This window comes from Gemella sp. (assembly GCF_057272915.1).
The window spans coordinates 82,261-99,991 of record NZ_DBHIUF010000001.1 but is presented as its reverse complement, the minus strand read 5'-3'; the positions used below and the strand labels follow the sequence as shown (position 1 = coordinate 99,991).

Here is a 17,731-nt window from a genome sequence, read left to right as displayed (position 1 = left end):
AATATACAATAAAATTTAAAACAAAAGAGGAATCAAATTATGGTTAAATATGATTTATTAGTAGTAGGATTCGGTAAAGCCGGAAAAACTTTAGCAGCAACATTCGCTAAAGAAGGAAAAAAAGTAGCAGTAGTTGAAGAAAGCAGTGCAATGTACGGTGGTACTTGTATCAATATCGGATGTATCCCAACTAAAACTTTAATCGTAGCTGCTGACAACAAAAAAGACTTCACAGAAGCTAAAGCTACAAGAGATGCTGTTGTGTCTAAACTTAACGCTAAAAACTTCGCTATGTTAGACAGTAGTCCAAATATTGATGTTTACACAGCTCGCGCTAAATTCGTTTCTAACAAAGTAGTAGAAATCTCTGCTAACGGAGAAACTAAACAACTTGAAGGTGAAATCGTAGTAATTAACACTGGAGCTAAAAATAATGTATTACCAATTCCAGGATTAACAACATCTAAAAATGTTTACGACAGCACTGAATTCCAACAATTAGAAAAAGCTCCTAAAACTCTAGGAATTATCGGTGGAGGTAACATCGGATTAGAATTCGCAAACCTATACGCTCGTCTTGGAGTTAAAGTTACAGTTATCGACTTCGCTCCTGGAATCTTAGGAAGAGAAGATAAAGATATCGCTGAACTTGCTCAAGGATACTTAGAAGAAGCAGGAATCGAGTTCAAATTAGGAACTGCAACAAAAGAAATCCGCAACAACGGAGAACTTGTAGTTGTTGATACAGAAAAATACGGTCCACTAGAATTCGAAGCAGTATTACACGCAACTGGACGTCGTGCTAACACTGAAGGATTAGGATTAGAAAACACTGACATTGAATTACGTCCAAACGGAACAATCGTAGTTGACGAATTCTGTCAAACAGCTGTAGAAAATGTATTCGCAGTTGGTGATGTTAACGGTGGATTACAATTCACTTATGTATCATTAGACGACTTCAGAGTAGTTAACGGATACTTACACGGTAACAAAGAATACACAACTGCTGACCGTAAAAACGTACCTTACTCAACATTCATCTCTCCAGCATTATCTCACGTTGGATTACACAAAGAAGAAGCTGAAGCAGCTTACCCTAACGTTGCAGTAGCATCATTACCAGTTGCTAACATGCCTAGAGGAGCTGTTAACCAAGATCCACGTGGATTATTCCGTGTAACTGTAGACAAAGACACTAACTTAATTCTTGGAGCTACTTTATTTGGTAAAAACTCAGAAGAAATTATCAACCTAATCAAAATGGCAATTGATAACAAAATCCCTTACACTTACATCAGAGATCAAATCTTCACTCACCCAACAATGGCTGAGAACTTAAATGATGTATTCAAATTAATCTAATAACTGCAAAAAGCTTAAAATCTCAATAATAATTTGAGGTTTTAAGCTTTTTTTGTTTTGTCAAATAGAATTTTTACTATAATAGGTTTATAAAGTTTTCAAATAATTAAAAAATATGTCTTAATCCCTTTACAAATCAATATTTTTCTTGTATAATGTACACATGTCTTTTTAAAAAATACAATAAAATAAAAAAAAGGAGATTGAACAATGAGTTTATATAAAAGAATTCCATTAATAGCAAAACTTATTATCGCTGTAACATTAGGGATAGTTTTAGGAAGTACTCTACCAACGTCAATTATTAGAGTTTTCGTAACATTCTCATCTATTTTCAGCTCATTCTTAGGATTTACAATTCCTCTTATTATCGTAGGATTTATCGTACCAGGTATCAGCCAAGTGTCAAACAACGCTGGTAAATTACTTGGATTATCAACAGGGGTTGCTTATATTTCTACAATTATCGCAGGAACATTCGCATTCCTATCAGCTCAAGCAGTATTACCAAGTATACTAGCTAACGCTACATTACAATCATTCAAAAATCCAGAGGATTTATTATTAAAACCTTTCATCGAGTTTAAAATGGCTCCGATTTTTGATGTTACTACAGCGCTTATTATCTCATTCATTTTAGGAATCGGGATTTCAGCAACTCAATCAGAAGGACTTAAACAAGGATTCGCAGATTTCGGAGAAATTATTGAAAAATTACTTGCTACAGTAATTATTCCACTTCTTCCATTCTACATCCTAGGTGTATTCATGAACATCACAGCTTCTGGTGAAGTATTCAAGATTTTAAAAATCTTCGCTATGGTATTCGTAATTATCATTATTATGCACGTAATAATCATTATTATCCAATACTTCGTAGCTGGAACAGTTAACGGTAGAAATCCATTCAAGATGCTTGTAAACATCTTACCTGCATACATGACAGCAATCGGTACTCAATCATCAGCTGCTACTATTCCAGTGACACTGAAAAGTACTAAAAAAATGGGTGTTGATAAAAATATCGCAAACTTCACTATTCCATTATTTGCGACTATCCACTTATCAGGAAGTACAATTACATTAACTACATGTGCATCTGCAGTATTCTGGTTACAAAACGGTGCTGCATTCCCATCAGCTGCAGTAATGATTAAATTCATCTTATTACTTGGAGTAACAATGGTAGCTGCTCCTGGTGTCCCTGGTGGAGGAGTTATGGCCGCTCTTGGATTATTACAATCAGTTCTTGGTTTCAACGAAATCATGTTATCTCTAATGATTGCATTATACATCACTCAAGATAGCTTTGGAACTGCATGTAACATTTCTGGAGACGGAGCTTTATCAGCAATCGTTGACAAACTAAACAAAGTCTTCTTCAAAAAAGACGCAAAACAAAACGCATAAAAAACAATCCCACAAACATAGGTTTGTGGGATTTTTCATATTCAATTAATTAGAGATGTCTCGCATCACAATTTCAAAAAACAGATTTCGATAGAATCTACCTAAGTAAAAAACATTAACTTACAGGAGAGGCTTTTAGTCCCTAAACATTATAATCAAATTCACCTACTATTTGAATTATTCTATTATTTGGTACATTAGAAATAATATATATTAACTTGTTCTTTATAGTGATGATAATAAAATGCGAATGCATTTTATTATCATCACTATAAAGAACAAGTGTCTATAGGATCTACTTTACTAAAAAGAAATAACTGTTCTTTATAATTTTGAAGATTTTTTACTATATAATTTCACCTACTGTTTATAGTAGCTGCAGTAAAACATATAGTTTTACTTAGAAAATCAAAGACTACAGGCTTTGATTTTAGCCGGAAAGTCCTTTTGCAATGCAAAAGAATTAAAGGCGTCTAAAGCTACATTAAAACAGTAGGTTATCGAATAATACTTAACAAAAAGCAACTCTTTGAACTTAATCTCCAAGCCGCTTCTTTTATTCTATTTTAATTTATATCTTAGTTTTACCGGGTTATGATCACTATATCTATACTCTTGATTTAGCGTCTCTACTCCAAGTACTTCTATATTATCACTAGCAATATATCCATCGATAATAAAGCCATAAGTACCTTCACTACCTTTCACGTAAGGTTTATTATTAAGTCTCGCAGAATTTTTACTTTCATCATACACTAAGTTAAATCCTGCAGGTAACATACTCTTATCTAGGTTCTCAGCACGCCATAATTCTTTTGGAACAATATTAATTTCATCTTGTGTTAAAGTTTTTAACGACTGATTAAAATCTGCCCCAACAAGGACATAATTACCTTTCTTATACTCATAATCGATAAATTCAAGAAGTTGTTTCATCTGAGCTTTTTTTCCAGAATTACCTTTATCATAAGCATCCAAGTGAGCATTTATCAATACTAGGTGTTTATCACTATTTTCTACTTTTGTATAAATAACAGAGAATCCTCGTTTTAAATTAGCAAGTCTTTCTGGGAATGTAAATGGAATCGCCATTTGGAATCTTCTTGCATTCTCCACATTGAAACTAGTCGCAGTATAGATACCACTTTTTACTTTCCCTAACGGAGGTACTGGATAAGGTACATATCTAACCTTGAAATTATATGCTAAAATACTATTTAAGCCAAGTATTTCATCGAATTTAGTAACCTGATTTATATTATAACTACGTTTTGAATCTTCATCTATTTCTTGAATAAAATTAACATTAGCTTTTTCATTTTTAACAATCTCTGTAATGTTTTTTAGGTTTTCTTCAACATGAGCTTTATCAAGTGGTAGAACCATCTTTCCACCATCCATGAAGAAGTCTTCATCTTTATCAAGACCAGCATAGCCTATGTTCCAGTTAAGAGCTGTGTACTCTGTTCCTACCTTAGCACTTTCTGAAGTACCTTGTTTAGTTACCTTTAAGCTCTCAACTCCATTAGGACTATATTCTGTAGCCCATAAATATCCAACTAATCCTGCAAACCCTAAAATCCCCATAAGCACTAACCCTAATACTATCTTTAATATTTTTTTCATCTTTAACCTCATAAAAAATAGAAGAAGCAAGGAAATCTATTTATAAATCATGATTTTCAAGCTGCCCTCCATTAAATTTCATTTTAAATTATTTAATTACTCTTTTTATCACGTAGTTGTGAAACTATAATACCTACAAAGACGATAAGCATACCTATTCCTTCTCTTAGCCCTATATGCTCACCAAGAATAAGCACTCCACCTATCGCAGCTACAACAGACTCTAAACTTAATATTAACGACGCTGTATGCGGTGGAACATCTTTTTGTCCTACAATCTGCAAAGTATACCCTACTCCACTAGAAAGTACCCCTATAGCAAGTAACGGCCAGATAACGCTCATTATGTCCGCAAAGACGATTGTCTCCTTGAAAATAGCTAGTACTAAACTTAATACAGATACAACGACTAATTGAACGATAGATAAGAACATTGAATTAACTCTAACAGCTGAATAATCAATAACAATTATATGAATCCCGAATAGAACTGCACTGATTAAGACGATAATATCCCCCATCTCTAAAGCAAATTCTTCTTTTACCGATAAGAAATAAAAACCAATTACTGATAAAATTAATCCTATAATAAAGAATTTATTAAGCTTATTACCTAAGAATACCCCGATAAATGGTACTATACAAATGTATAACACCGTAATAAATCCAGCTTTCCCTGCTGTTGTCATCCCAATACCTATTTGCGAAATATACATTGCAAAAAATAATACTATTCCACAGATACCACCAAGTATCCAACTCTTACTTTTTGTTATTGGCTCTGCCAAAATTTTAGGATCCTGACTTCTATACAAACTTGGAATCAGAAGTGCTACAGCACCAAGAAATACTACTGCGATTATTGATCTTATACCTACAACTGTAAGAGGTCCTAGAACCTTACTCGCAATATTTTGCCAGATAAAAGCTAATCCCCAAATAATTGTAACAATTATTAACAATAACTCTGAAATAAATTTTCTCATTAATACACCTTTCCTATAAATTTTTATGAATTTTAAAATTCTAAAAGTATTCACTATCATAGTAATAAATACAATACACTTTTATAATTTTATACGTTATTTACAAAAAATTCAACTGTTAGCTATCACATACGACAACTAATATTTTCTGTTAATCCTCAAAGTAAGGAAGTGACTCAACAATCGCGATTTCATAGAAACAAGATTTTGTTGAATCACTTTTCACTGTGATTTACTAGATATCTAAATGCTTTTTTAAAACGAATTTAGATATCTATACACCACTGCGTATATAGGTTCTCATATAAAAATATAGATCTTTTTTGGTACCTTAACCTGAAACTAATTTTCAACTGAAACTCAGGTTTGAAATTTTCCAATGATTTTATTAAACATTTTGAATATTCCCAAGGAAATACTAATAACCTAAAAAACGACATAGACAACCAAAGTTATCTATGTCGCATTTTAATTTTTATTATTTAGCACCTTCGTTAGCTGTTAACTCAATGTCATAAAGTTTGAATTGGTTTTTCTTAGCTTTAGCTAAATCGTATGATTTAACACGTTTGTTGAAGAATGTGATACTTGTATCCCAGCTTAATGGGAAGAATGGTAATTCTTCAGCTACTTCTGTGTCAAATTTGTTGTAAGCTGCTTTTAATTTAGCCTCGTCGAACATATCTGCTGATCCTTGAGCTTTGAAGCTGTTTTCGAATGCTTCAGTAGTGTAGCGGTATAAGTTTAATGGAGCTTTTTTACCTAGTAACTCTTGACGGTTAGGGTTTGTTCCAAATTGCCATGCAGCTTGGAAGATGTCGATTGATGGATCATCTGCTTGTACACGTTGAGAGAAGTCTTTTGGAGACATAAGTTTTCCATCTACTAATTTAACATCTAATCCTACTTCTTTCCAAGATTTAACGAATACGTCAGCTAATGCTTGGTCATATTCAGCACCTGTGTTACGGATTGCGAAGTTGAATGAAAGTTTATTTCCGTTTTTGTCTTCACGTAGTCCGTCACCATCTTTATCTTTATATCCTGCATCATCTAATAATTTTTTAGCTTTTTCTACATCTTTTTTAGCTGCAGTCGCATTTTCGTTTACTAATTTACCTACAGCTGCCGGGTACATACCAGATCCAGTTGGAGTGAAACGTAATCCTTTGAAGATTTTTTCATTGATTTGGTCACGGTCAACTGCATATAGGAATGCTTGACGTAAGTTTTTGTCAGCTAATTTAGAGTTAGGATCAACTACGTTTTCTCCCTTAGCTTTGTCGAATTTACCTAGTTTAAATCCAACATATGACATGTAACGAGAAGCTTCTCCTAAGAATGTTCCGTTCTTGATATCTTTAGCTCCTTCGTAAACACTTGGAGTAACGCTATCGATATAGTCAACTTCTCCATTTTTGATTACTTGGCTTGCTTGAGCTGGAGCTACTGTTTTGAACTCGATTTTTTTAAGTTTCATCTTATCTTTATTGTAGTAGTGAGGGTTTTGTTCTGCAAGAACACTTTCTCCATTTACTACTTTAGTGATGTAGTAAGGACCATATGATAATGGTTTTTTGTTTAAGTCTGCTTCAGCAAATTTAGCGAAGTCTTTAGAAGCTTCTTCAACTTGTTTAGCGTTTAAAAAGTCAGTAACTAAACCTTCACCCCATAGTAATGCTGGACGTACTTCAGTGTACTTAAGTACTACTGTTTTGTCATCTTTAACTTGGATTCCTGAGATGTTTTTTGCTTTTCCAGCATGGTATTCTTTCATACCTTCGATTAATTCAAATGATTCGTTGTAACGAGTGTTTGTAGTGAATTTAGGGTTGCCCATAAGTTCGTATGTAGCTACGATATCTTTTGATGTGAATGCTTCACCGTTACTCCATTTAGCACCGTCGTGGATAGTTAATGTAACTTCTTTTTTCTCACGATCTAAGTGGAATTTAACCGCTGCATCAGCATCATCTTGGACAACACGTCCCTCTTCATCAGCAGGGAATGTTCCACCCATAACTGCTTGGTTTACGTATTGATCTTCTGCTTTATCAGAGAATACTGGGTTCCAAAGACCTGTTAATGGTTGAGCTGATAAGATACCATATTTTAATGTAGCACCATCTACAGCTGACCCACCGTTATCAAAACTTGTTTTAAATTCTACTTTTGCTTTAGGAGCGTTTTTGCTTCCAGAATTACTTGATGTTGAACATCCAGCTAAAATTACTGAAAGAGCCATCGCTGAACTAAATACTTTAAGAAACTTATTCTTTTTCATTTTATTTCCTCCATGTTATATAAAAACTTATTTTCAATTATTTATGAAATAATTTTAACATCATTTCAAAAATAAGTCAAGTGAATTTTCAGAAAATAATATAAAAATAACAAAATTCTTTTTTGAAATTTCTGTTCGTTTCTTTAAAAACATAAATTTAATATCAATAAACTATCTTGTAAATTATTATTTATAAAACGCACATATCTTTTACTTTACTTACATATCAAGGATATTCAGTATCCATAAACTAATTATTCTTTTCAAAATTTTGTTAAATTGACATATTTATTTTCTTATATAAAGAAGGACTACTCAAGTTGTTTCTTGAGTAATCCTTATAAACTTAATATAAACTTTTTAAATTATCCTTTAGCACTATCTTTATTAGTAAGCTCTAATGCATATAGTTTTTGTTCACCATAAGCGTATTTTTTAACATCGAAGTTTTTGATACGTTTATTTACCCATGTGATATCTGTACTCCAGCTAAATGGTAACCAAGCAGCCTCTTCTGCAAAGTCTCTATCGAATTTCTTGTATGCTTCTTTTCGCTTAGCATCATCTAACATTTCTTTAGAGTTAATTGTTTCTAAGTCTTTTTTAAGCACATCACTCATATATCTTTGATAGTTAACTTTAGCTTTATCACTTAATAGACGTGCTGGGTTCGGATTCGTACCTAAGCTCCACGCCCCTTGGAATAAATCGATAGACGGATCGTCACTCGTTACACGTTGTGTCCAATCTTTTGATGACATTAGTTTTCCATCAGCTAGTTTTACATCTAGTCCAACTTCTTTCCATGATTTAATGAATGCATCAGCAAGAGTTTGATCATAGTCTTGACCTGTATTACGGATGGCGAAGTTAAATGTTAATTTTTTACCATCTTTATCCTCTCTTAATCCATCTCCGTCAACGTCTTTAAGCCCCGCTTCATCAAGAAGTTTTTTCGCTTTTTCTACATCTTTTTTGTACTTGAATCCATCTTTATCATAATAATCTTCTGAACGTGTTGGATAAATACCTGAGTTTGTAGGTGTGAAACGAAGTCCTTTGTAGATTTTTTCATTTAATTGATCCCAGTCTACCGCATAACCGAATGCTTGACGTACACGTTTATCCGCTGCTTTTGCGTTCGGATTTACTTTAACTTCATTTTTCTCTTTATCCCATGTACCTAGCTTAAATCCTACATATGAAATATAGAAATCTGGTTGTCCTAGTAATGTTCCATTTGAGTAATCTTTTACCGCACTCCATACATTTGGAGTTACTTGTGACATGTAGTCAATTTCACCATTTTTAATTACAGAGCTTGCCTGAGCTGGCGCAACTACTTTGAATTGGATTTCTTTTACTTTTACATCATCTTTTTTGTAGTAATATGGATTTTGTTTAGCAAGTACACTCTCTCCATTTACTACTTTATCTAAGTAGTATGGACCGTAAGATAATGGTTTTGTATTTAATTCCGCTTCTACAAATTTGCTGAAATCTTTTGATGCTGCAGCTACTTGATCTTTATTAAGGAATGTTGTTATGAAGCCACTTCCCCAAAGAAGAGCTGGTTTTACATCTTTATATTGAATAACTACTGTTTTGTCATCTTTTTTAGTAATACCTGAGATTTTTTCAGCTTTACCTTCGTGATAATCTTTTAATCCTTCTATTGTTTCAAATTCGCTCTTATAACGAATATTATCTTTATACTTAGGGTTAGCCATAAGTTCGTATGTTGCGATAATATCGTCCGCAACTACGTCTTGATTATTACTCCATTTTAAATCTTTACGAATAGTAAGTGTTACCTGTTTTTTATCTTTATCTAAATGGAACTTAACAGGTGCGTCTTCATCATCCTCTTTTAATTTATATGAATGATCAAAAGCGAATGTGTGTGCCATAGTATCTTCCATTACTGCATTGTCTGTTGCTTGTAGGTGAAATACTGGGTTAAACATACCTGTTAGTGGATCAGCACTTAAGATACCAACTTTTAGCACAGAATCACTTACTGCACTTCCACCGTTATCAATAGATGTTTTAAATTCTACCGCAGGTTTCCCATCTTTTGATGATTTTGATGATGTTGAACATCCTGCAAGAATGATTGATAGTGCCATTGCTGAACTGAATACTTTTAAAAATTTATTTTTCTTCATTTTTCCTCCAATATAACTCTAGTTTGTTGATAATTAAAAATAACAAAATTTAAGACGAAGTATCCTTGCTACATTAAAGTACGATACTTCGCCTTAAATCTATGTAAAATAGTAGCTCTACATATTTTATTAAGAATATGAGTATGACTTAAAAATTATAATTTCAGAAAGATTGATTTTATAAAGCCATCCCATCAAAGTTTAATAATATCTAAAAAACTTTTTAAAAGTAAATTTAGATATTACTAAACTCCTGCGTCTATGAGTTCTCATATAAACTTTTTTAAAATTTAATATTTTGGGTTATCCCCTCGTTAATTAATTCTCTATTTAAAAAGTTATATCTATTTTTTAATTAATATTTCTATAATATAAACTGTATATTTATATTTTCAAAGTTGAGAGGGCTTCAATCAAAATATTCTATGAAATTCTAATTTTCCATCCCTCTCAAAATTAATTGAAAATAAAATGAAATATAAGTTTATTAGGGGGAAATTCAACTAAGTGCCCTTAGCCAAATCTCATTCCTAAACTAAATTAATTTTTTGCTGGTGCATCAGCTGTTAACTCTAAACTGTAAACATTTTGTTCACCAGTTTTTAGTTTCGCTAAATCAAGTGTTTTAACACGTTTGTTAACCCATGTCATTTGTTGTTGCCAGCTGAATGGTAACCAAGCAGCTTCTTCTCTGAATTGTTTATCGAATTTTTGATATGCTTCTTTAAGTTTAGCATCATCAAACATATCACTACTTCCCATTGCATCTAATGATTTTTGTAGTTCTTCAGTTGTGTAACGTTGTAAGTTAAGTGGTGAAGTTTTTCCTACTAATCCACTTGGGTCAGGGTTACTTCCTAATCCCCAAGCTCCTTGGAAGATGTCGATTCCTGGATCATCTGCTTGTACACGTTGAGACCAGTCTTTAGATGACATAAGTTTTCCATCTACTAATTTAACATCTAATCCTACTTCTTTCCAAGATTTAACGAATGTATCAGCTAATGTTTGGTCGAAATCTTGACCTACGTTACGGATAGCGAAGTTGAATGTAAGTTTTTTACCGTTTTTATCTTCTCTTAATCCGTCTCCGTCAGTATCTTTAAGTCCTGCTTCATCAAGAAGTTTTTTCGCTTTTTCTACGTTCTTAGTATATTTTTCACCGTCTTTGTTGTGGAACATTTTAACGATTGGTGGATAGAATCCAGAACCAGTTGGTGTGAAACGTAATCCTTTATAGATTTTTTCATTGATTTGATCCCAGTCTACTGCATATCCAAATGCTTGACGCACTCGTTTATCTGCAGCTTTTGCGTTTGGATCTACTTCTACTTCACCTTTTTCTTTGTTGAATTTACCTAGTTTGAATCCAACATAAGAGATATAGTAATCAGATTCTCCTAAGATTGTTCCGTTCTTAGCGTCTTTAGTACCATCCCAGATACCTGTAGTTAAACTATCCATTAAGTCTACATCACCGTTTTTAAGAACAGCACTTGCTTGAGCTGGTGATACTACTTTGAATTGGATTTCTGGAATTTTCACTTCAGATTTTTTGTAGTAATAGGGGTTAGCTTTCGCTAATACACTTTCCCCGTTTACTACTTTATCTAAATAATATGGTCCATAAGATAATGGTTTTTTGTTTAAGTCTGCTTCAACAAATTTAGTGAAGTCTTTTGATGCAGCTTCTACTTGAGCCTTGTTTAAGAATTCTCCGATGAATCCATTACCCCATAATAATGATGGCTTAATTTCTTTATACTTAAGTACTACTGTTTTATCATCTTTTTTAACTACACCAGAGATGTTTTTAGCTTTTCCATCATGGTACTCTTTCATACCTTCGATTACTTCGTATTCATCACTGTAACGAACGTTTTCTGTATACTTAGGATTCCCCATAAGTTCATAAGTCGCAACGATATCATCTGCTTTTACATCTTCTCCATTACTCCACTTAAGATCCTTATGGATAGTTAATGTAACTTCTTTTTTGTCACGATCTACGTGGAACATAACCGGTGCTTCTTTATCATCTTGTTTTTGACGGTTTGCATCGTCAAGTGGGAACGCTCCTGCCATTGTATATTTCATTACATCATAATCTGTTGATTGTAAATAAAATACTGGGTTAAACATCCCTGTTAGTGGATCTGCAGAAGCAATACCAATTTTAAGTTGTTGGCCACTAAGTGCATTTCCACCATTGTCTACAGCTGTCTTGAACTCGACAGCAGCTTTGCTTCCTTTAGAATTGTTACTTGCGCTTGAGCATCCTGCAAGTAACATTGTGAGAGCCATAGCTGAACTAACTACCTTTAACATTTTTTTCTTTTCCATTATCTTATCCTCCATGCTGTATTACATACAGCCTTTCTTTAAAATATTTATTTTTAGCAATTATAACAAAAAATCTCATACTAGTCAAGTAATTGTCAGAAAATTTTACAATGTTTTTTTAATTTTCACTGAAATAAGATTTTATATTTACCAGAAATCTAAATCTAACACTTGAAATTTATGTAGTAACACACGAAATTTAAGTTTATTTTACTATGATAATCAAGATTTTTATTTTCAAACTTATTTATTTAACATCTTTTAAATTATAATTCTATAACAATGAAATTGGATATTATTTGTAAATAATATTTTATAAATAATAAAGGTCATGTAGAAAATCTCTACATGACCTTTAAAATTATAATCTTTGTCTAGCATCTAAACTACGTCTTAATGCTCCACCGATAGAGTTGATACATAATACGATAATTAAGATCGCAAGGGCTGCTGGCAGCCAGATGTACATTTTGTTAATAAGTACGTCTGCATCTTTTGCATAAGATAACATAGTACCGATACTTGGTGTTCCTGCTGGAAGACCGAATCCAAGGTATGTTAAACCTACCTCGATACCCATATTAGCCGCTAATGATAGCGTAGCTTCTACGATAATGATAGAACTAATGTTAGGTAAGATGCCTTGTAACATGATTTTCCAATCAGGTGTTCCCATTGTTTTTGAAGCTAATACGTAATCACGACGTGATTCTGATAAAGCTTTACTACGTACTAAACGAGTAGAACTCATCCATGCAAATGCTGATAAGATCAAGATGAACAGCACAAGACCGTAATCACGTTTGATACTTACGAATACGATAATTACCATTAAAGTTGGGATAATTACCATAAAATCTACTAAACGCATCACAATATTATCGACACGTCCACCGTAATATGCAATAACTAATCCTACTGCAGTACCAAAACCAATAGTTATAACCGTTACTGCTACTGCGATAAGAATAGAGTTAAGCATTCCCATCATTAGCCATCCAAAAACTGAGTGGCCACCTACATCTGTTCCCAGTAAGAATCCATCTTCACCAGGTTTTAAGAAAATATTTAATAAATCTACATCAAAGTAAGTGCTATATACACCACTGACACGGATATAAATATTGAAAAGTACTACAAACACTAAAATTGCACTTAGTGTAACTAGGGCTGTAAGCGCCCCTTTGTCTTTTTTAAACTCACGAGCTACAACTGAAAATCCAGAAGGAGTTTTAGTTATAACTTTTTCTTCTTTTGCTTTTGTCATTGTTCAACTTCCTCCTAGTCCAATTTAATACGTGGGTCTACAATCGCCATAATAATATCACTTAATGTACTACCAAGCAGTGTTAAGAATCCAGAGAATAACATTAATGTTGTAACAACACTATAGTCTCTATCTTGAATACTTTGGTAGAACAGTTGCCCCATTCCTGGGTAACCGAAGATTGTTTCTACGAAGATACCACCACTGAATAATCCAGTAATAGAGAATCCGAAGAATGCTGCGATTGGTAAAATAGAGTTTCTGAAGATGTGTCCTGAGTAAACTTTTTTAACTGGTACACCTTTAGAACGAGCTGTTTTTACATAGTCACTTTGTTTCGCATCGATAACTTCATTACGTAAATATTGGACAGTCGATACTGTTGATAATAACGCTAAACAGATACCTGGTAAAACTAAGTGTTGCAGTTTATTGATATAGTATGAAAATGTTCCTGGATCAAGGTTAACATCTACAGATCCACTTGTTGGGAACCATCCTAAACCAAAACCGAACAATGCAATCATGAATAAGTATAATACGAATGATGGAATCGCTAGGAAGAAGAAGTTATAAAAGTTTACGAATTTATCGAATTTAGAACCATTATAACGTCCTGCATACATCCCCATAGGAATAGCAATCGCATACATGATTACCGCTGTAAATAATGACAGGTTAAATGTATTAAAAATTCTTTCTCCAAGAAGTGTTCCTACTGATTTACCAGTAGTATAACTTAGTCCGAAATCTCCATGCATGAAGTTTTTCAGCCAAGTTAGATATTGTTGATACCAAGGCTCATAGAATCCACTCGCTTGACGAATAGCTTCAATTTGCTCTTGAGAAATTTTTGGGTTTTCTGCTAAACCACTGAATGGGTCCCCAGGCATAAGTTTAGCTAGACCAAACACTAGTACACTAAGGATGAATAACTGTGGTATCATTACTAAAAATCGTTTTAAAACTACTTTCCACATTACACTTCTCCTCCTTTCATTGCTACATAGTGTGTTTCTGTTAATTTCTTAAGTGGATATACTCTTCCATCTTTATCGAAGTAATCGTTATAATGTTTTTGATATTCTTCTTCAACAGCTTTTCTTATTTCTTTTACTTCTTTAGCTTTGTCTAAGTTAGTACTTGGAATAGCCGCAATAAGACGTTTTGTATAAATGTGTTGTGGATTATTATAAATATCTTCACGTGTTCCACGCTCTACGATTCGACCACGGTACATGATATAAATATAATCACACATATGTTTAACAACCCCAAGGTCATGAGAAATGAATAGGTAACTTATATTAAAGTCTTTTTGAATCTTCTTCATGAAGTTTAAAACCTGTGCTTGAACCGAAAGGTCAAGAGCTGATACTGGTTCGTCAGCTACGATTAGACGAGGATTACATGCAATCGCACGCGCAACCCCGATACGTTGACGTTGTCCACCTGAGAATTCAAATGGATATTTGTACATAGCTTCTTCACCCATACCAACGATGTTTAGAAGTTCTAACACACGTTTTTTAGTATCTTCTTCAGATAAGTTATCAAAGTTACTAATTGGCTCTGCGATAATATCTATAATACGTTTCTTAGGATTTAAACTAGACATTGCGTCTTGGAAAATCATTTGAACATCGCGATTATATTTAAGTTTTTTACGGGCTGCTTTCTTAGTAACATCTTCTTCTTTATAGATAATTTGTCCATCAGTTGCTTTTTCTAAACCTAAAACAACTTTACCTACAGTAGTTTTTCCACTACCACTTTCTCCTATTAACCCATACGTTTTCCCAGCTTCAATCTCAATATCAACACCATCTACCGCGTAAACATGGTCTTTAATTGTATTGAAAAATCCACCACGAATAGGATAATGCACTTTTAGATTTTCAACTTTAAGCATTGTTTTCCTCCCCTTCAAATTCAAAGTTTCTGTAACATGTACAACGTACATGGTGTCCTTCTTCTACTTCATGTAGAGTCGGATTATGTTCGTGATGTTCGTCTTTAAGCCAAGGAATACGATCAGCAAAACGACATCCTTGTCTATCTAAAGTTTTTAAAGATGGAACCATCCCTTGAATAACGTAAAGTTCATCACTAGCATCTTCATCATCAAGTTGAGGAATACTACGTAATAAACTACGTGTGTAAGGGTGCTGAGGATTTTTAAAGATTTGCTCCGCAGTTCCAATCTCTACCACCTCACCAGCATATAATACAGCCACTCTATCCGCCATTTCAGCAACTACCCCAAGGTCATGCGTAATCAGGATAATTCCGGCTTGCATTTCTGATTGAAGCCCTTTAACAAGGTCTAAGATTTGCGCCTGGATTGTAACATCTAGAGCTGTTGTTGGTTCGTCCGCGATAAGAACACTTGGTTTACAACTCATCGCCATCGCTATCATTACACGTTGACGCATACCACCAGATAATTCATGTGGATACTGTTTTGCACAACGTTCAGGATTTGGAATACCAACTTGTGTTAATAATTCAATAACACGTTTTTGTCTTTCTTCTGCACTTAATTCAGTATGATAAATTAGAGCCTCTTCAATTTGTTTCCCAATTCTGTGTAGTGGGTTTAATGAAGAAAGCGGATCTTGGAATATCATCCCAATATCTTTTGTTCTAATTTTATTCATTTCATCTTCTGTTAAATCTAGTATGTTTTTCCCTTTGAAAATAATTTCTCCAGTAGACTTCGTTAGATTTTCATTGTGAAGACGCATAATTGTTGTCGCTAATGTCGACTTACCACAACCACTTTCTCCAACGATAGCCAAAACTTCGTTTTTATAAAGGTCTAAACTAACTTTATCAACAGCGTTAAAATAATCATCTTTGATTCTAAATGCTGTCTCTAGATTTTTAATCTCTAATAGTTTTTCCATTCGCCTATCTCCTTCCAATAACATTACTCAATAAATTAATACAATTTTAAACTTTATTTCATTTATTTTCTTTTTTATCTTATTTTATTATAAATCATAACTTATTTTGTTATCTGTAACTTTTTTCATTAATCATAACTTTTTAAAAAACTACATAATACTATATTATAAAATTTTTAGAAAAAAAGCAATAAAAAAATAAAAATTTGGCACTAAAAAACTAGAATTTTCTGAATATTTACAGAAAAGCCTCTCATTTTCATATAAAAATTACTCAATATAACAACTCATTTTATATAGTAGAAAAAAAATAAGATCAACTTCTAAAGATAATTCTTTGAGGGACATTTTTTATAAGTTGACCTTATTTCTTATTATATTTCTATTATCTTAGTTGGAATTACTGGATCAGTATCCATTATAATTATTTTATCATTACAATCGATAGTTTTATCAGCTTCTAAAACGCAATCTATATCCTTATGTTTAAGAGTCATGTCCGCTGCCATACGAGCTAATTCCTTCGTATTGTTTTGCTCACTTAGGTGGGCTAAGAAGACATTTCTCGTATTATCTCCTACTATTTTCGTTAAATAATTGGCAGAGTCTGTATTTGACAAGTGCCCCATATCTGATAGAATACGCTGTTTCGTCGTCCACGGATAAGGTCCACTAAGCAGAACATTCTCCTCATGATTACTCTCATAAACAATTGTATGAGAGTCCTTCACATAATCAATCATCTTGTCAGATACATATCCCGTATCCGTAAGAATACTAACCCTTTTTCCATCACACTCAAAAGTATAAAATTGCGGATTAATCGCATCATGACTAACTCCAAAACTATTAACTACCACATCATCAAAAATTTTACTTTCCTCTTTTTCAAAATGAAACTTAAGATCCGAACTGATTTCACCACATTTCGTCATATTCTGCCAAGTAAGGGCATTGGCATATACAGGAATATTGTACTTTCTCGCTAGTACCCCTACTCCTTTAATATGGTCAATATGCTCATGTGTTACAAAAATTGCATTTATATCTTTAATATCTCGCTCAATTTTCGCTAAGTTCTCTACTACTTTTTTCCCAGTCAGTCCAGCATCTACTAAACATCTAAAATTATTGTGCTCTATATAGATACTATTTCCACTACTACTGCTGGCTAATACCGATAATTTCAAATTGCACCTCCATACCTGATTTTTTCACTTTTCTATTATATCACTTTTACAGCGGTTTAGGTAGAAAGAACTATCGCCTTGAACATTCCTAATCATCTCTTAATATATTTTAAGTAAACACTCCTTTAGAATCTTGTTACAATAGGCTACTCCTGTAAATTGTCAGAAAAATTTAAAAAATTA

At 33.1% G+C, this 17,731-nt stretch carries 12 protein-coding genes; 2 read left to right on the top strand and 10 right to left on the bottom strand.

Annotated features, from left to right (window positions below; all coding sequences use genetic code 11):
• Nucleotides 1-39: 39 nt before the first annotated feature.
• Nucleotides 40-1,365, top strand: a complete 1,326-nt coding sequence (locus tag ACO6OL_RS00440; RefSeq protein ID WP_485501755.1) for an FAD-containing oxidoreductase — start codon at nucleotides 40-42, stop codon at nucleotides 1,363-1,365.
• 210 nt (nucleotides 1,366-1,575) lie between these two features.
• Nucleotides 1,576-2,775 carry a dicarboxylate/amino acid:cation symporter gene (locus ACO6OL_RS00435; protein WP_485501754.1) on the top strand — a complete coding sequence of 400 codons (1,200 nt, stop codon included), beginning with the start codon at nucleotides 1,576-1,578 and terminating at the stop codon, nucleotides 2,773-2,775.
• Between the two features lie 561 nt (nucleotides 2,776-3,336).
• On the opposite strand, the gene ACO6OL_RS00430 is transcribed toward ACO6OL_RS00435, so the two are convergent.
• The 10 genes from ACO6OL_RS00430 to ACO6OL_RS00385 all read right to left on the bottom strand — a co-directional run bounded on the left by ACO6OL_RS00430 (nucleotide 3,337) and on the right by ACO6OL_RS00385 (nucleotide 17,548).
• On the bottom strand, nucleotides 3,337-4,401 hold the full coding sequence (locus ACO6OL_RS00430; RefSeq protein ID WP_485501753.1) for an endonuclease: 1,065 nt from the start codon (nucleotides 4,399-4,401) through the stop codon (nucleotides 3,337-3,339).
• Nucleotides 4,402-4,493: 92 nt separating this feature from the next.
• The gene (locus tag ACO6OL_RS00425; RefSeq protein WP_314397409.1) at nucleotides 4,494-5,387 is read right to left on the bottom strand and encodes a DMT family transporter; all 894 of its coding nucleotides are present in this window, start codon (nucleotides 5,385-5,387) and stop codon (nucleotides 4,494-4,496) included.
• Nucleotides 5,388-5,865: 478 nt separating this feature from the next.
• Nucleotides 5,866-7,671, bottom strand: coding sequence for an ABC transporter substrate-binding protein (locus tag ACO6OL_RS00420; RefSeq protein WP_485501752.1), 1,806 nt, complete (start codon nucleotides 7,669-7,671; stop codon nucleotides 5,866-5,868).
• Between the two features lie 365 nt (nucleotides 7,672-8,036).
• Nucleotides 8,037-9,839: an ABC transporter substrate-binding protein gene (locus tag ACO6OL_RS00415; protein ID WP_485501751.1), complete on the bottom strand. Its 1,803-nt coding sequence runs from the start codon at nucleotides 9,837-9,839 to the stop codon at nucleotides 8,037-8,039.
• A gap of 540 nt (nucleotides 9,840-10,379) precedes the next feature.
• Nucleotides 10,380-12,182: an ABC transporter substrate-binding protein gene (locus tag ACO6OL_RS00410; protein ID WP_314160518.1), complete on the bottom strand. Its 1,803-nt coding sequence runs from the start codon at nucleotides 12,180-12,182 to the stop codon at nucleotides 10,380-10,382.
• Nucleotides 12,183-12,543: 361 nt separating this feature from the next.
• A complete protein-coding gene (locus tag ACO6OL_RS00405; RefSeq protein WP_314160520.1) occupies nucleotides 12,544-13,449 on the bottom strand; it encodes an ABC transporter permease in 906 nt (301 codons plus the stop codon).
• Nucleotides 13,450-13,463: 14 nt separating this feature from the next.
• Entirely contained in the window at nucleotides 13,464-14,429 is a 966-nt protein-coding gene (opp4B, locus tag ACO6OL_RS00400; protein ID WP_485501750.1) for an oligopeptide ABC transporter permease, read from the bottom strand.
• On the bottom strand, nucleotides 14,429-15,361 hold the full coding sequence (locus ACO6OL_RS00395) for an ATP-binding cassette domain-containing protein (protein ID WP_485501749.1): 933 nt from the start codon (nucleotides 15,359-15,361) through the stop codon (nucleotides 14,429-14,431). Before ACO6OL_RS00395 ends, opp4B begins: the two co-directional genes overlap by 1 nt.
• Nucleotides 15,354-16,358 carry an ABC transporter ATP-binding protein gene (locus tag ACO6OL_RS00390; protein WP_314160523.1) on the bottom strand — a complete coding sequence of 335 codons (1,005 nt, stop codon included), beginning with the start codon at nucleotides 16,356-16,358 and terminating at the stop codon, nucleotides 15,354-15,356. The genes ACO6OL_RS00395 and ACO6OL_RS00390 overlap by 8 nt, the downstream gene beginning before the upstream one ends.
• A gap of 374 nt (nucleotides 16,359-16,732) precedes the next feature.
• On the bottom strand, nucleotides 16,733-17,548 hold the full coding sequence (locus ACO6OL_RS00385; protein WP_485501748.1) for an MBL fold metallo-hydrolase: 816 nt from the start codon (nucleotides 17,546-17,548) through the stop codon (nucleotides 16,733-16,735).
• Nucleotides 17,549-17,731: the final 183 nt, after the last annotated feature.

What these genes read in the sequence shown, in the direction of transcription:
- ACO6OL_RS00390 (WP_314160523.1), bottom strand. Translation starts at nt 16,358, where the DNA reads ATGGAAAAACTATTAGAGATTAAAAATCTAGAGACAGCATTTAGAATC.
- ACO6OL_RS00395 (WP_485501749.1), bottom strand. Translation starts at nt 15,361, where the DNA reads ATGCTTAAAGTTGAAAATCTAAAAGTGCATTATCCTATTCGTGGTGGA.
- ACO6OL_RS00415 (WP_485501751.1), bottom strand. Translation starts at nt 9,839, where the DNA reads ATGAAGAAAAATAAATTTTTAAAAGTATTCAGTTCAGCAATGGCACTA.
- ACO6OL_RS00410 (WP_314160518.1), bottom strand. Translation starts at nt 12,182, where the DNA reads ATGGAAAAGAAAAAAATGTTAAAGGTAGTTAGTTCAGCTATGGCTCTC.
- ACO6OL_RS00430 (WP_485501753.1), bottom strand. Translation starts at nt 4,401, where the DNA reads ATGAAAAAAATATTAAAGATAGTATTAGGGTTAGTGCTTATGGGGATT.
- ACO6OL_RS00420 (WP_485501752.1), bottom strand. Translation starts at nt 7,671, where the DNA reads ATGAAAAAGAATAAGTTTCTTAAAGTATTTAGTTCAGCGATGGCTCTT.
- ACO6OL_RS00435 (WP_485501754.1), top strand. Translation starts at nt 1,576, where the DNA reads ATGAGTTTATATAAAAGAATTCCATTAATAGCAAAACTTATTATCGCT.
- ACO6OL_RS00425 (WP_314397409.1), bottom strand. Translation starts at nt 5,387, where the DNA reads ATGAGAAAATTTATTTCAGAGTTATTGTTAATAATTGTTACAATTATT.
- ACO6OL_RS00405 (WP_314160520.1), bottom strand. Translation starts at nt 13,449, where the DNA reads ATGACAAAAGCAAAAGAAGAAAAAGTTATAACTAAAACTCCTTCTGGA.
- ACO6OL_RS00440 (WP_485501755.1), top strand. Translation starts at nt 40, where the DNA reads ATGGTTAAATATGATTTATTAGTAGTAGGATTCGGTAAAGCCGGAAAA.
- opp4B (WP_485501750.1), bottom strand. Translation starts at nt 14,429, where the DNA reads ATGTGGAAAGTAGTTTTAAAACGATTTTTAGTAATGATACCACAGTTA.